We start from the raw sequence: 14,704 nt of genomic DNA on the forward strand, positions 1-14,704 counted from the left end.
AATGTCAATTTCAGTACAGGGAATATCAAAAAATTTTAAAGGAAGAAGAAAAGGTGAGTCTGACAATCAGGTGTTAAAAGATGTTTCTTTTGAGATAGAAGAAGGGCAGTTCGTATGTCTATTGGGACCGTCTGGCTGTGGCAAGACAACAACACTTACAATTGTTGCAGGCTTCCAGAAACCGACAGAAGGAATTATTGAAGTGAATGGGAATGTAGTTACAAAACCAGGACCGGATCGTGCATTTATGTTTCAGAATTATGCATTATTCCCATGGTTAAAAGTCGGTGAGAATATCGAATATCCGATGAAGAAGATGAAAGTGCCAAAAGAAGAGAGAAAGAAGAAGTTAAAAGAACTTCTGGAGATGGCACAGCTTACAAAATATGAGAACTATTATATTCATGAGATTTCAGGAGGTATGAAACAGAGAGTTGCACTTCTTCGTGCCCTTGCATGTGATCCGAAGGTACTTCTCATGGACGAACCACTTGGAGCGGTTGACTTCCAGATGCGTCAGCTTCTTCAGAGACAGCTTGAGGATATTCTTGGACAGAAAAAGACAACATCACTGATGGTAACCCATGATGTAGACGAGTCCGTATATTTAAGTGACCGTGTCATCGTAATGTCCAGAGACCATGGTAAAATCCTTGAGGATTTAAAGATTGATCTTCCAAGACCGAGAGACCGCACAAATCCACAGTATCACGCATATGTGGATCAATTAACAGAGATTCTGAAGTCTGCACTGAGTGGTGGTGTCTATACACAGGAAGACAAAGACATTATGGAGTTTATCCAGGGGGTTGAGAGTGCGAAGAAGCCGGCAGGAGATACAGCAGGAGCGACAGCTTAAATGATTATGTGACATAGATTCAGATATGGAATGAGCGACCATATCTATAAAAATAATAAGAAGAAAAAAGATAATAAAAAATATTAATAAATAAGGAATAAATTTGGGGAATGTTAGACAATAATATACAGAATAATACACAGAACGAGAATGAAAAGGTAGTTCAGAACGGAATACAGAATGTACATCAGAAATTTACTGCAAGACAGAATGAGTTAAGATTATATATCATTAATTTTACCATTGATAATAAACGTCCATATAATCTGGAGAGCGATAAAGAAGTTACACTTCAGGTACTTCAGATGGATGAGCAGGAATATGAAGAGATTATTCAGTGCCTGATTGATAAAGATGGAATGGTCGTTGATGAGGAAGCAAAAAATGTAAACTTTATTTATCCGGTATCATCACTGGAGACGAATCACCGTGTAACTTTGGCGGATGGCCGTGAATTTACAGCGATGTGTGCGATTGACGCTATGGGAGCAGCATTTACATTTCATCAGGACACAGAAGTGCATTCAGTATGTGCAATGTGTGAAGAGCCTGTCTATGTAAAGATTGTAGATGGAAAGGTAGCAGACTATGCACCGAAGACTCTGCATGCCCTTACATTTCCATTAGGGGAACTTGCAAACTGGGCAGGATCATGCTGAAACGTTATGAATTTCTTCTGCAGTTCTGCAGAATTCGATGCGTATGTTACAGAAATGGAGCTGGATCCGAATGATGTGATCAAGGCGGATATTGACCGGGCACTGATTGAGGCAAAAGCAACATTTGAAGTATAAAAATTTATATTCCAAGGAGGAAAAAAGACATGAAAGTAGCTTATTTATTTGAGTCAGAGCACGCAAGGGAGATTTTGGAGAATATGATTATTCCGCAGCTTGAGGAGGATCGTCACGGAGTAGAGGTTGCAGGAATGATGTTCTTCTTCGATAATGCATATATGCTTGTTGAGGGATCAGATATTGCTGCAAGACTTCAGGCATTGAGCGAGAAGACAGGGATGCTTCTTATGGCATGCGACAGATGCTGTTATCAGAGAGATATCGCTGACAAGCTGATCGCACCTGCAGGAATCGGATGCTTCCCGAATGTATATGCAGCACTGGCACCGGCTGGAGTTGATCAGGTAATTACACTGTAATTATTCAGAAAAGTCAAAAGAGGTAAGAGAAACAGGATCAATGGGATGATGACCGTTGATCCTTTTTGTATGCATTTTAAAAAGTTTTCCATTAAATGGGGAGGTCTTACAGAATTTTAGAATTGCCTCCAAATTATCGTCCAGGAAACGAAGTGCAAAGCCGCAGCCGCTTTTAAATTCCTGAGGAAGCGGCATCAGTGCAGCACGAATGCCGTTTGTGTTTTCTTTCGCGCATTTGTCTGCGCACATAGCATCTGTAGTTGTATTGAAAGTCAGGATATAATAAAACTCTTTATGAGTAGTCATTGTCAAAAACCTCATTTTCATATGTAAAATTTCAAGAATGTCTCGGCACATCCATAATCCTTTTTAGCTGGAGTAAAGTTGTTGTTTGCTGTATCATGTACACACTGCCAGAGACTATATCTAAGTAAGAATTGTAGAACTTTCATTGCAGAAGGGCAAACCTTATTAGAAAATTCTATAAATAAAAAAGAGGCAGATTATAAAGCGTGATAAATGCAGGTGAAAAAATATGACCATTATTCATTTTTACTTCGAAGTGACTGAAAATGCTTGAAAAACAGGAGAGATAACGATAAAATATTCTATGATAAAAAGATGGAGGCGTGAAATATGAAGCGAAAAGTATGCGAAAGTTTATTTGCAGTCACATTGGCGCTGACTGTTGCTGTGACGAATATTCCGGTCACGGCATTTGCGACAGAGATAAATCAGTCTGCGAGACAGGAACAGATGACTGAGAGTGTACAGACAGAAAATCAGGGACAGCAGTCGGATAGTTTGCAGGAAAATCATGGGGCGCAGAACGAAACGAATTCTGAAAATGGACAAAATAGTACGGATAATCCGGCAGGTGCTGAACAAAATTCTGGCGAAGGAGACAATCCAGCAGGGACAGATTTAAAGAAAGATAACCAGTTTGAAGGAAACAATTTTCAGAAAGTAGACAATCAAGAGAATAGTGGTGTAGCAGAAGAAATTTCCAGACAGCAGAATACGGATGACAATCAGCAGAATGCACAGGTGAGTGAGCAGGCAGCGATGCTGAGTAGTGATGAAACTCAATGGAATTGGCATAAGGGTGAGATTACACAAAATGAGCTAAAAAAGCTGTTAGGAGATAGTTGGCCATATGCTGGAACTTATCGTTGGAGTAAAGATAGAGAAAATTGGAACAAGACAATTGCCTATGGAAATCCAGTATATACATTTGATACAGGAACATATTATTTTCAGAAAGAAACATTTACTTGGACTGGTGGTATCCAATGGAATGATATAGGCACAAAAGAAATTCATGCATATTATAATATGGGAATCAATATCTATGGTTCTTCAGAAGGTGTCGTTTATAACAGTGAAAATCTGGCAGTGCCATTAAACAGCACTTTTCAAGTTTATGATAATAAGTATAAATTCACAGTCAAAAATATAGAAAACTATGAGATAAAAGTAACAGCTACAGGTGGAAGTCAAGGAGAACGAAAGTTAACTCCGGACGCTAACGGAATGTATGAGGTTATATTTGATGATGATGTCACTGTAAAAGTTGAATACATTGCTACAAATTATGTTAATGTAAAGATAGGGCAGACAGAAAATGCAGAGGTATATATTAATGACACACTTATAGAAAATGAAGATACAAGAGTAAATCTTAATGAAAATTTTCAGATCAAGATTATACCTCAAAAGGGCTATGCGATTGAAGGTGTAACTGTGGATCAAGCCAGTGTTTCCGATTTAAGCTTTGAGAAGTATGCAGCATCTTTTTCATGGTATTCAGGTGAGACGAATCAAGCTACTATTACTATCAGCCCAAAAGTTGTAAAAGAAGTACTTGCTCTTAAAGAAAATGTAATAGTTTCTTATCATAAAGGAATGAATGTTGAACGTTTGAAGAACAACATTTTTAATACTGTTGTTAATAAAGAAAATACAATTCCCAACAATATTTCAATTGATGATGTTGAAATTCAGTATCAAAGTGGTCTTGGCTGGCAAGAGTTAGATTATAAACCAATTGTGGGAGTTTTTGCACATGAGTTTGGAAATAATGATACTGAAAAAATCCGCATCAGTTATAAAGGAAATTCACAGTATGCTCCATTAGAGGCAGAAACAACCGTGAGCATTTCCGATGAGCGAATTGAGACACAGGTGGTCATTCAGGAAGGTATCACAATTCAGTACAACACAGAAGATGTGATGAAACAGGAATTACTTCAGTATATTACAGTTCAGGACAAAGATGGAAATACATTGCCGGTTGATAAGAGTGAACTGACACTCAGCTATAACCGGATCGTGGGACAGCAGGAGTTGACAGTGTCTTATGCGGGTGATGATGATTATAAAGATTCTGTGGCAACGGCAACAATTACAATTACAAAAGGTGATGCGACAGTATCTGTAAATTCCCAGAAGATTACTTACGGTGAAAGTTTTGAAGCACCAATATTTACAGCTTCACCAGAAGAAGCAAAAGCAATTGGGCTGATTGTTGGAATTACGGCATCTGGTGAAAAATATGCCAGCATAGATTTGTCCGAGGTGACGGTTAATGATATTGCAGGAACGGATATTCCGATATATGGAAAGAAATCTGTACAAGAGGTAATGAGAAGTTTGGGAATGACTTCGATTAAAGTTGGACAGTTACCGGAATTGTTTGAAAAAATTCAAGGTATTATTGGTTCTGAAAGCGATATAGCAGGAGTGATCAATGGAATTGAAAAAGTAATCAATATTCTTGAGAAGATTGTTCCTGGAATAAATGATGTTACAATTCATATCGGTGAACTTCCAACAGAGGCTGGAGTATACACAGCAGCTGGTGTGACAGTCAACAGTAATTATAATACAGCCATTGGTGTTGGCACACTTGTAATTGCACAGAAAAAGACAAATGCAAAACTTTCATTTAATCAAAATATTGAAAATAAACACAACCGTTTAACAGCAGCAGAGGCAGAAAGCTTTGATTTTGGTGGTCATATTGAAGTAGATGGAAATGCTGTGGGAGATACACCTGGAATTAGAACTAATTTTGTTGGTAAGACCGCAACAGGTGAAATTGTGTCTGGAACGGAAGCTTTTAAAGAAGAGGGAGAATATATTGAAACAATCTCTATTATCGGCGGTAACTATTTGGCAATACCAATTGTAAGAACTTATACGATTGGTGAAGCGAAAAATACAATTCAGTTCGAAAAAAAGATCGTATATGCAAGATATGATGGAAATGAACACGGCATGACTGCTTACGCATACAATGAGGACGGAGATAAGCTTGGAGAAGCAGCGCTGGAATACCAGAACATTTTACAGACTTCAACGGATGTATCTCCGGTAGAGAATTCAAGTGCTCCAATAGATGCAGGAATGTACCGGGTAGTAGCAATCTATGATAATGCAGAATCAGAAGTTGGAACACTGGTTATCACAAAAGCAGTTGCCCAGGGGACTGTGACAGTCGGAAACGCAGAGACTACTTATGGACAGAAATTGAATTTGAACAGTGTGATTATTCAGACAAAGAATATAGCACAGAGAGATATCGCTGCAATACAGGATACAATCGCATGTGCCGGAAGTGATGAAGCAATTGGTCCTCATGCTATTACAGTAACTGTTCCGGAATCTGTATCCAGAAACTATCTGCGTACAATCAAGGTCAATAAAGGAACACATACAATTATTTCAAAAGAAGTTACAATTACAGCGGATTCTTGTAAAGCACAGTACGGCAATACATTTCCGGAGTTTACTTATCAAATATCCGGAGTCAGTGATAAGGAGAACCTTGGAGACATTTCCGTTGTGAAACGCGAAGATGGTAATCATGTTGGAACTTATACATTAGATGTGCAGGTGGCAAACCAGAATTCAAATTATAAGTATAATCTGGAATCAGGAACACTTACAATTAAGAAGCGTGCAATTACTGTGGCGATTGATAAGAAACAGAAAGTGAAAGGTCAGAAAGATCCGGCGCTGACTTATACAGTAGAAGGAGACGGATTAGTCGAAGGTGATTCACTTGGAATTTATCTGAGCCGTAAATCAGGTGAAAAAGTCGGACTTTACGACATTTACATGGACACTTCTAATCTGAATAAAGATTATGAATTAGCATCTGAACCAAGTGGAAAGGATAAGTTCGAGATTGTAGAGAACAAGGCGGGATTGACGAATCAGAAAAATGATTCTGGAAAATCTAAAACGAATGGAACTCAGGTAAAAAGTGTAAAGAAACAGCCGGGAACTGTATGGGATAGAATCAAAACCGGAGATAACAATAAGCCGGTTGGATATTTCATAGCAGTATTGATTTCACTTGCAGCAATCATTATGATAATCAGTGCCAGATTTCAGCGCAAGAAATAATACATTTTATGAAAACTGACTGTTGAAAAAGGCAGAAAACTTCGGATTGAGTCTTGACTTATTTTATCATTCTTCTTATAATAATGAAGAATATGAAAGAGACATGGAAGAGGAGTATTAAGAGCCTATCGTTTTCAGAGAGTTGCCGGAGGGTGCAAGGCAATGACGTAATCTCCCAACTCGCCTCGGAGTTCTTCTGCTGAACAGGTCAGACATTTATCGTAAGGACAACATAGGCAGGAGCGGGACTTCCCGTTACAGAAGCAATGAGTGCATATGAGAATTCATATGAAGAAGAGTGGTACCACGGAATCAAGCCTTTTCGTCTCTTTGGAGATGAGAAGGCTTTCATTTTATTTTAGATGCAGTATTGCAGAAAGAGAGGAAATCAATATGTCTAAGATACCTTACAATCATAAGGCGATCGAGAAAAAGTGGCGTGACAAATGGGAAGAGAATCCGGTCAATGTCCAGTTTGATGAGAATGGAAAGAAAAAAGAAAAATATTACTGCCTGGATATGTTTCCATATCCTTCAGGTAACGGACTTCATGTAGGTCATTGGAGAGGATATGTAATCTCTGATGTATGGAGCAGATATAAATTACAGCAGGGCTATTATATCATTCATCCAATGGGCTGGGACGCATTCGGACTTCCGGCAGAGAACTACGCAATTAAGATGGGAGTTCACCCGGAGATTTCAACAGCAGCTAATATTAAAAATATTAAGCGTCAGATCAATGAAATCGCAGCTCTTTATGACTGGGATCGTGAGGTCAACACAACAGACCCGAACTTCTACAAGTGGACACAGTGGATTTTTGTAAAGATGTTCAAAGAAGGACTTGCTTATGAGAAAGAGTTCCCAATCAACTGGTGCCCATCATGTAAGACAGGTCTTGCCAATGAAGAGGTCGTAGGCGGAAAATGTGAGCGTTGTGGAGCTGAAGTTACAAAGAAGAATCTTCGTCAGTGGATGCTTCGTATCACAAAATATGCAGACAGACTTCTAAATGATCTGGACAAGCTTGACTGGCCTGAGAAAGTTAAGAAGATGCAGGCTGACTGGATTGGAAAATCATACGGTGCAGAGGTAGATTTTCCAGTAGAAGGAAGAGATGAGAAAATCACAGTTTATACAACAAGACCAGATACACTTCACGGAGCAACATTTATGGTACTGGCTCCGGAGCATGAACTTGCTAAGAGCCTTGCAACAGACGAGACAAGAGATGCAGTAGAAAAATACATTTACGATGCATCTATGAAATCTAATGTTGACCGTATGCAGGATAAAGAAAAGACAGGCGTATTTACAGGAACATATGCGATCAACCCGTTAAATGGAGCAAAAGTTCCAATTTGGTTATCTGATTATGTACTGGCTGATTACGGTACAGGAGCTATTATGTGTGTACCTGCTCATGACGATCGTGACTTCGAGTTTGCAACAAAATTCAATATCCCAATCATTCAGGTTATTGCAAAAGATGGTAAAGAGATTGAGAATATGACAGAGGCTTATACTGAAGCTGTCGGAACAATGATCAATTCCGGTGAGTGGAATGGTATGGAGTCTGCCGTACTGAAAAAAGAGGCACCACATATTATCGAGGAGAGAGGAATCGGACGCGCAACCGTAAACTACAAGCTGCGTGACTGGGTATTCTCACGTCAGAGATACTGGGGAGAGCCAATTCCGATCGTTCATTGTCCGAAGTGTGGAAATGTTCCGGTACCGGAAGAAGAATTGCCACTTCGTCTGCCAGAGGTAGAATCCTATGAGCCGACAGGAACTGGTGAATCACCGCTTGCTGCAATCGATGAGTGGGTAAACTGCAAGTGTCCACAGTGTGGCGCTGACGCTAAGAGAGAGACAAATACAATGCCACAGTGGGCAGGATCATCATGGTATTTCCTTCGTTATGTGGATAACCATAATGATAAAGAACTGGTTTCCAGAGAGAAAGCAGACGAGATGCTTCCGGTAGATATGTACATCGGTGGAGTAGAGCATGCAGTTCTTCACCTTCTGTATTCCAGATTCTATACAAAATTCCTGAACGATATCGGAGTTGTTGATTTTGATGAGCCATTCCATAAGCTGTTCAATCAGGGAATGATCACAGGAAAGAACGGAATCAAGATGAGTAAATCTAAGGGAAATGTTGTATCACCGGATGATCTTGTAAGAGATTATGGATGTGATTCCCTGAGAATGTATGAGCTTTTCGTAGGACCACCGGAGTTAGACGCAGAGTGGGATGACCGTGGAATCGACGGAGTAAACCGTTTCCTGAAACGTCTGTGGAATCTTGTTATGGACAGCAAAGATTCAGATGTAAAAGCTTCGAAAGAGATGATCAAAGAGCGTCATAAACTTGTCTATGATGTAACAACACGTCTGGAGAGCTTCAGCTTGAATACAGTCATCTCTGCATTCATGGAACACAATAATAAGCTCATCGAGATTGCTAAGAAAGAAGGCGGAATTGACAAAGAGACACTGTCAACAGCTGCAGTACTGCTTTCCCCATTTGCACCTCATGTAGCAGAGGAACTCTGGGAGCAGTTAGGACACGAAGGCAGCGTATTCAAAGCCGGATGGCCGACATATGATGAGAATGAGATGAAAGATGACGAAATCCAGGTACCTGTACAGATCAACGGTAAGACAAAAGCTGTCATCTCAGTACCAACAGACATTTCCAAAGACGATGCAATTGCAGCAGGAAAAGAAGCAATCGCAGATAAACTGACAGGAAATATCGTAAAAGAAATCTACGTTCCGAAGAAGATTATCAATATTGTAATGAAATAAGTTAAGTAATGATTAGTTAGAAATAGCATCTTAAGCTTTGCAGGAGCTTAAGGTGCTATTTTCTATATGTACAATTCAGAATTGCGATGAGTAAACTGCAAGCTGTTAATATAATCATAAATTCTTCATATGTACTGATATCTCCTGATAGACAATAAAAACTTAATACAGTATATATGGATTGTAAATCATATAGGAAAATGATAAAATTATTTATTATGAAGTAAACATTAGATAAAGGAAAGAGTTATGGTTTTTTTTCAAAGCCGGAAATTATAATTTTAAAGGAGTCAAACAGTGCAGAGGAGCATTTGGCAAAACTGGAAGAGTTACTTCCAAGAGCGACTGGGAAAGTAAAAGAGAATATTCAGAAAGAAATAATTCTCACAAAAGCAGGAATTGATGGAGAGAAGAAAGTTCTTTATGAATTAAAAAATAGTAATATGGATTTGGTGAAAAAATGTTGGAGAGAGATACGGGCGAAAGAAAAGATTACGCTGCCAGATGGTTCGATACGTTGTATATGACAAAGCAACTGGGTGAACCAACAAGGAATAAAAAACCAATCCGGTCATTCGAAGAAGTAAGAAAATATATGAACGGAATTAAAAAGAAAGCGGAAGGTGAAAAATATGGAATTGATGGAATTATTAAAGCTAAGAAGAACTTACCGGAGATTTAAGCAGGAGCCAATATCAGATGAGATCATTGATGAAATGCTGACTGCAGCCCGCTATGCGTCAAGTGCGGCAAATTTACAGCCATTAAGCTATGTTGTTGTGAAGTCGCAGGAGAAGGTAAAAGAAGTATTCGGACATACGAGATGGGCAGGTTATCTTCCGAAAGAGGAAGGGCAGCCGAAAGCCGGGGAAGAACCGGTCTTATTCATAGGAATTATAGAAAATGAAAATATCAATCGGGGGCAGTATTGTGATACAGATGCCGGACTGGCAATCAGCAATATGACATTGGCTGCATGGAGCCATGGAGTGGGAAGCTGTATTATTGGTGCGTGCGATAAAGCAGAACTTTCTAAGATGTTTGGCCTTAAAGAAGAACAGAAACTTCATACAGTTGTAGCATTTGGTTATCCGAGTCATACAAGCAAAATGGAAGACGCAAAAGACGGAAATATCAAATATTATCTTGATGAGAATAAAGATTATGTAGTACCGAAGCGAAAACTGGAAGATATCGTGAAATATTTGTAGGAGCTGACGCAGAATAGATACAAAATATCAGGATTTGGAGGAGCTATATTTTGATTCTTTATTTTTCAGGAACAGGAAACAGTAAATATATTGCAAAACGGATTGCCGAGGCAATACGGGAAAATACAGTAGATTTAAACATGAAAATAAAAGAAAATGATACATCGCCATTGCAGACTGGCAGAGATGTGATTATTGTGACACCGACTTATGCCTGGCGCATTCCAAAGATTGTATCAGAGTGGATTGATAAAACGGAATTCATTGATGGAAAACGTATCTGGTTTGTTATGAATTGTGGCAGTGAGATAGGAAATGCAGCAAAATACAATCGGAAGCTTTCAGAACAAAAGAAACTTCAATATATGGGAACAGCACGGATTCTCATGCCCGAGAATTATATTGCCATGTTTGATGCACCAAAAGCAGAAGAAGCACGGAAAATTGTAGCAAAAGCCAAACCTGATATTGAAAAAGTCATTGCATATATCAGAAATGGAAAAGAATTTTGCTTGCCACGTAATAATCTATATGACCGTTTTATGAGTGGACCGGTAAATCCTATTTTCTATAAATTTTTTGTGAAAGCCAACGCATTTCAGGCAAATGATTCTTGTATCGGTTGCGGACAATGCGTAAAAAAGTGTCCGCTTAATAATATTCACCTGGAACAGGAGAGACCTGTCTGGAGTAAAAATTGTACGCATTGCATGGCATGCATCTGTTATTGTCCGACTGAGGCGATTGAATACGGAAAGAAGAGCGTCGGAAAACCAAGATATCATTTTGAAGCTTTGTAAGAAAAATTAAAAAGTACTATTAATTAAAATGCAATTATTGAAAAGAGGGAGGAAGAGATATTATGAAAATCGTGATTATTAATGGAAGTGCCAGAAAAGGAAATACATTGACAGCAATCAATGCATTTATAAAAGGAGCGGCTGAAAAGAATGAAATCGAGGTGATTGCTCCGGATAAGTTACATATCAGCCCATGTAAAGGCTGTGGTGCCTGTCAATGTCATAAAGGCTGTGTGGATCAGGACGATACGAATCCAACGATTGATAAACTGGTGGAAGCAGATATGATTCTTTTTGCAACACCTGTATACTGGTGGGGAATGACAGCGCAGTTGAAACAGGTCATCGATAAATGCTATTGCCGCGGACTGCAGTTGAAAGAGAAAAAGATTGGGTTGATTGTAGTAGGCGGCTCACCGTTAGATAATATACAATACGAATTGATTTGTAAGCAGTTTGATTGCATGGCAAGTTATTTGTCATGGGATATGCTGTTCCAGAAATGTTATTATGCAAATGCAAGAGATGAACTTGCAAAAGATGTAGATGCAATTCAGAAGCTGGAGAATCTGGGAAAAAATGTATAATACAAAGAAAAGTATAGCATACTACCATCTTCCGGGGCTGTTCGAATTTTATGAATTGTACCGTGAATTTTTGCCTTTATTTCGCAAACATCGAGAATATTTTTATGACTGGTGTGAGATTGGCTCAATTTACGGAGCCCCGGCGGACTGTATCTGGGGTGGCGGCCGTGCCGGATTTGGAGAGCAGGAGCCGGAAGAGGTTCTGGAATTGATGCAGGAATATGGGATTTCATCCCGTCTGACATTTAGCAATTCATTACTTAGAGAGGAACATTTGTCAGATAAAAGGTGTAATGAACTTTGTGCATTATTTGAAAAGAATGTGGAAAATAAAGAGACTAAAGTAAAGAAAAACGGGGTAATTGTTTATTCAGATTTGTTGCTGGAATATTTGAAAAAGAATTATCCTGGGCTGTATTTTGTCTCGTCAACAACGAAAGTGTTGACAGATTTTGAACAGTTCTTGAATGAAGTGAATAGAAAAGATTTTCAGTATGTTGTACCGGATTTTAGGTTGAATAAATCTTTCGACAAGTTAAATACGTTGTCCCAGATGCAAAAAGATAAAGTGGAATTTTTGTGTAATGAATGCTGCTGGTTTGGCTGTAAGGACAGGAAACGCTGTTACGAAGCAGTCAGCCGCAAGAATCTGGGAGAGAACAGTTTGGAGCATCACTGTACTGCGCCGGATATAAATCATGGTTACCGTTTTTCAAAGGCAATGACTAATCCGGGGTTTATAGGAATTGATGCTATTCAAAATATCTATCTGCCAATGGGATTTTCGAATTTCAAAATCGAAGGTCGGAGCCTTGGAAGTGCTTTGATTTTGGAATTTTTGCTTTATTACATGACAAAGCCGGAGTACCAATTACATATCAGGGAAGAAATATATCTGGATAATATGCTGGATTTATTTTAGGAGAAGAAAAATGGAATCATTTGGAAAAGTTAAAGAAGAATCAAATGATGAAGGAAATGTATACTGGATTGCAGAGAACTTTGAAGAATTTTGGAAGATGTTGAAAAACTATCGAAATTAAAAGAAAAGGGAAACTAGATAAGATGCATGTAGAGATGGAAAATGTCATAAAAAAACTGGAACAGTACATTAAGGATGATGAAGTAACATATGAGTTCGATGATGCAATAGAAGAATTAGGAAAAATAGACCTTGGCTTATCGTCAGTAGAATCATTGTTAGGCTTCATGGAAAAACACTCATTTACAGACTTTGGTATGCCGGGAGAGATTACACATTATATGGAGCGGTTTTATCGGCACGGATATGAAGAACTGCTAATGAAATCCATAGAACGACGTCCGACAATACATACGCTTTTTATGATGAATCGTTTGATTAATGGAGGCGGAGATAGAGAATTCTATATGGCTCTATTGAAGAAAGTAACAGAACGAACAGACATAGAGAAGGAAATCCGAGACGTTGCACAGGAATATATAGATTTTCAGAATGAAGAAGAGTAGAAAGTTGTGTTAAGCCGGTGAAAATTGAGGCGTTATTTTCTGAATTCGAGAAAGAAGGATATGACAGCAGGCAGACATATTTGCCGGAATAAGGGGAGGATGAGTAATGTCAACAAATGTCAGGATTAAGCAGAAAGCACTTTTTAAAAAGAAATTAGAAATGAAGGATATTGTAGCCCTTACGGGTCTGGCTTACGGTGTCAGTGATGATAATTACCGCTTGATCAGAAATGAAATGGCAGAGAATACACTGATTTATGATGAAAACAGGCTTGCAAGAGGAATTGATCTATGGCTGGACGGAACAGATATTTTACTTTCTTTAAGCCTTCCTACGACCAGGAGTGAAATTCGGTTATTTTATCATGTGATTACGACGATCTGTAATGAAGTAGGCACTAAGAAATATATACGGGAAGAAGATACAGTATCGTTGAAGGACAATGAGAGGTTCGTACAGTATGATGAAGAAGCAAGTATCGGTGCATTGGAAGATTTACAGGAAAAAATCGGAAATGATGAGTATCGGAGATTTGAAATATTTGGTGTGTTCAATCCCATTTCCATTAGTTTAAAAGAAATTCAGCAGATTGGAAATAACCTGGATAGTTTTGAAAAATTTTTGTATGAGATTCAGTCGTTGGACGTATATTATGCGACTTCGAATGTATATCAGACTTCCGAAGAAAAATTAATCGGTATCTATGCAATCGTGGCAGATGTGCCGAGCGTCGTTCCGACGGAACCGTATGTTATAATGAATCAGATTGAGGGTGTGGAAGCGTGGTATGTGATGCTGAAAAAAGGTGAGGCAATCGAATATGAAGATTTTATAAATAATCTGGATATTAAGGATTATTACGATGCCAATCATGTGATTACCGTGCTGAGCGAAGCAAAGATTGATGAATTATTAAAAAAATATAAGGTGGAATTATAAACGGAGAAATATTTATGGATAGACAGGATGAAACATTGCAAGGAAATGAAAAGATAGAGGTGGCAATACAGGCTTTGCAAAAGGAAGCGACTCAGGAGCAGCTTGCACATACGCTGACTGTGATTCGAAGACGTATGAAGGACTCAGGGCAGGTAATCGTAGCGGTTGAGCCATCTATTGGAACTACGCAAATGAATCTGAAGATGATTCAGACTTCCGACGGTGCAAACTGGTGGTATGCATTTACGAGTTTTAATGAAGAAATGAAAGGTGCAGACAGTGTAAAATCGACATTTCTTGTAGATATAGATAAACTATTTGATGCAGCGCTTACTGTACCGGAGATTAAAGGGGTGATTTTGAATCCATGGAATAGGACGCTTATGTTGGATAAGGGACTGATTCGAATTATCAAACCGGAGTAAAG

15 protein-coding genes and 1 other annotated feature are annotated in these 14,704 nt (G+C 38.7%); of the genes, 14 read left to right on the forward strand and 1 reads right to left on the reverse strand.

Features of this window, described 5'->3' with window-relative positions; all coding sequences use genetic code 11:
- Window position 1 precedes the first annotated feature (1 nt).
- The 3 genes from saoA (at window position 2) to saoD (ending at window position 2,015) form a co-directional block, all read left to right on the forward strand.
- Window positions 2–859, forward strand: coding sequence for an ABC transporter ATP-binding protein SaoA (gene saoA, locus LI164_RS04775; protein WP_117613105.1), 858 nt, complete (start codon window positions 2–4; stop codon window positions 857–859).
- Between the two features lie 110 nt (window positions 860–969).
- The gene (saoL, locus tag LI164_RS04780) at window positions 970–1,653 is read left to right on the forward strand and encodes a MerB-like organometallic lyase SaoL (protein ID WP_242994277.1); all 684 of its coding nucleotides are present in this window, start codon (window positions 970–972) and stop codon (window positions 1,651–1,653) included.
- Window positions 1,654–1,682: 29 nt separating this feature from the next.
- Window positions 1,683–2,015 carry a DsrE-related protein SaoD gene (saoD, locus tag LI164_RS04785; RefSeq protein WP_005334052.1) on the forward strand — a complete coding sequence of 111 codons (333 nt, stop codon included), beginning with the start codon at window positions 1,683–1,685 and terminating at the stop codon, window positions 2,013–2,015.
- Here saoD and LI164_RS04790 read toward each other — a convergent pair whose 3' ends face one another.
- Entirely contained in the window at window positions 2,016–2,321 is a 306-nt protein-coding gene (locus tag LI164_RS04790; protein ID WP_040015562.1) for a DUF3343 domain-containing protein, read from the reverse strand.
- Between the two features lie 330 nt (window positions 2,322–2,651).
- On the opposite strand from LI164_RS04790, the gene LI164_RS04795 reads away from it, so the two are divergent.
- From LI164_RS04795 to LI164_RS04845, 11 genes are all read left to right on the forward strand, one after another.
- Window positions 2,652–6,428 carry an MBG domain-containing protein gene (locus tag LI164_RS04795; protein WP_227086803.1) on the forward strand — a complete coding sequence of 1,259 codons (3,777 nt, stop codon included), beginning with the start codon at window positions 2,652–2,654 and terminating at the stop codon, window positions 6,426–6,428.
- 95 nt (window positions 6,429–6,523) lie between these two features.
- Window positions 6,524–6,761, forward strand: a binding site (T-box leader).
- A gap of 60 nt (window positions 6,762–6,821) precedes the next feature.
- A complete protein-coding gene (gene leuS / locus LI164_RS04800) occupies window positions 6,822–9,251 on the forward strand; it encodes a leucine--tRNA ligase (protein ID WP_255642163.1) in 2,430 nt (809 codons plus the stop codon).
- 311 nt (window positions 9,252–9,562) lie between these two features.
- Window positions 9,563–9,778, forward strand: a complete 216-nt coding sequence (locus LI164_RS04805) for a hypothetical protein (RefSeq protein ID WP_227086804.1) — start codon at window positions 9,563–9,565, stop codon at window positions 9,776–9,778.
- Entirely contained in the window at window positions 9,712–9,933 is a 222-nt protein-coding gene (locus LI164_RS04810; protein WP_227086805.1) for a hypothetical protein, read from the forward strand. Before LI164_RS04805 ends, LI164_RS04810 begins: the two co-directional genes overlap by 67 nt.
- Window positions 9,884–10,462 (forward strand): nitroreductase family protein, encoded by a 579-nt coding sequence (locus LI164_RS04815; protein WP_227086806.1) that lies wholly within the window; start codon window positions 9,884–9,886, stop codon window positions 10,460–10,462. Before LI164_RS04810 ends, LI164_RS04815 begins: the two co-directional genes overlap by 50 nt.
- A gap of 50 nt (window positions 10,463–10,512) precedes the next feature.
- Entirely contained in the window at window positions 10,513–11,262 is a 750-nt protein-coding gene (locus LI164_RS04820; protein WP_227086807.1) for an EFR1 family ferrodoxin, read from the forward strand.
- A 62-nt stretch (window positions 11,263–11,324) separates the two neighbouring features.
- Window positions 11,325–11,849 (forward strand): flavodoxin family protein, encoded by a 525-nt coding sequence (locus LI164_RS04825; RefSeq protein ID WP_227079206.1) that lies wholly within the window; start codon window positions 11,325–11,327, stop codon window positions 11,847–11,849.
- Entirely contained in the window at window positions 11,842–12,771 is a 930-nt protein-coding gene (locus LI164_RS04830; RefSeq protein WP_227086808.1) for a hypothetical protein, read from the forward strand. Before LI164_RS04825 ends, LI164_RS04830 begins: the two co-directional genes overlap by 8 nt.
- Before the next feature lie 143 nt (window positions 12,772–12,914).
- On the forward strand, window positions 12,915–13,337 hold the full coding sequence (locus tag LI164_RS04835; RefSeq protein WP_227086809.1) for a hypothetical protein: 423 nt from the start codon (window positions 12,915–12,917) through the stop codon (window positions 13,335–13,337).
- A gap of 106 nt (window positions 13,338–13,443) precedes the next feature.
- Window positions 13,444–14,277, forward strand: a complete 834-nt coding sequence (locus LI164_RS04840; protein WP_227086810.1) for a DUF4299 family protein — start codon at window positions 13,444–13,446, stop codon at window positions 14,275–14,277.
- A gap of 14 nt (window positions 14,278–14,291) precedes the next feature.
- On the forward strand, window positions 14,292–14,702 hold the full coding sequence (locus tag LI164_RS04845) for an SseB family protein (RefSeq protein ID WP_029731333.1): 411 nt from the start codon (window positions 14,292–14,294) through the stop codon (window positions 14,700–14,702).
- The last annotated feature ends 2 nt before the right edge of the window (window positions 14,703–14,704 follow it).

Origin of the sequence: Dorea sp. 210702-DFI.3.125 (assembly GCF_020560945.1) — a bacterium.
GTDB lineage: Bacteria > Bacillota > Clostridia > Lachnospirales > Lachnospiraceae > Dorea > Dorea formicigenerans.

What these genes read in the sequence shown, in the direction of transcription:
- LI164_RS04825 (WP_227079206.1), top strand. Translation starts at nt 11,325, where the DNA reads ATGAAAATCGTGATTATTAATGGAAGTGCCAGAAAAGGAAATACATTG.
- leuS (WP_255642163.1), top strand. Translation starts at nt 6,822, where the DNA reads ATGTCTAAGATACCTTACAATCATAAGGCGATCGAGAAAAAGTGGCGT.
- LI164_RS04815 (WP_227086806.1), top strand. Translation starts at nt 9,884, where the DNA reads ATGGAATTGATGGAATTATTAAAGCTAAGAAGAACTTACCGGAGATTT.
- LI164_RS04845 (WP_029731333.1), top strand. Translation starts at nt 14,292, where the DNA reads ATGGATAGACAGGATGAAACATTGCAAGGAAATGAAAAGATAGAGGTG.
- LI164_RS04835 (WP_227086809.1), top strand. Translation starts at nt 12,915, where the DNA reads ATGCATGTAGAGATGGAAAATGTCATAAAAAAACTGGAACAGTACATT.
- LI164_RS04830 (WP_227086808.1), top strand. Translation starts at nt 11,842, where the DNA reads ATGTATAATACAAAGAAAAGTATAGCATACTACCATCTTCCGGGGCTG.
- LI164_RS04795 (WP_227086803.1), top strand. Translation starts at nt 2,652, where the DNA reads ATGAAGCGAAAAGTATGCGAAAGTTTATTTGCAGTCACATTGGCGCTG.
- LI164_RS04840 (WP_227086810.1), top strand. Translation starts at nt 13,444, where the DNA reads ATGTCAACAAATGTCAGGATTAAGCAGAAAGCACTTTTTAAAAAGAAA.
- LI164_RS04790 (WP_040015562.1), bottom strand. Translation starts at nt 2,321, where the DNA reads ATGACTACTCATAAAGAGTTTTATTATATCCTGACTTTCAATACAACT.
- saoD (WP_005334052.1), top strand. Translation starts at nt 1,683, where the DNA reads ATGAAAGTAGCTTATTTATTTGAGTCAGAGCACGCAAGGGAGATTTTG.
- saoA (WP_117613105.1), top strand. Translation starts at nt 2, where the DNA reads ATGTCAATTTCAGTACAGGGAATATCAAAAAATTTTAAAGGAAGAAGA.
- LI164_RS04810 (WP_227086805.1), top strand. Translation starts at nt 9,712, where the DNA reads ATGTTGGAGAGAGATACGGGCGAAAGAAAAGATTACGCTGCCAGATGG.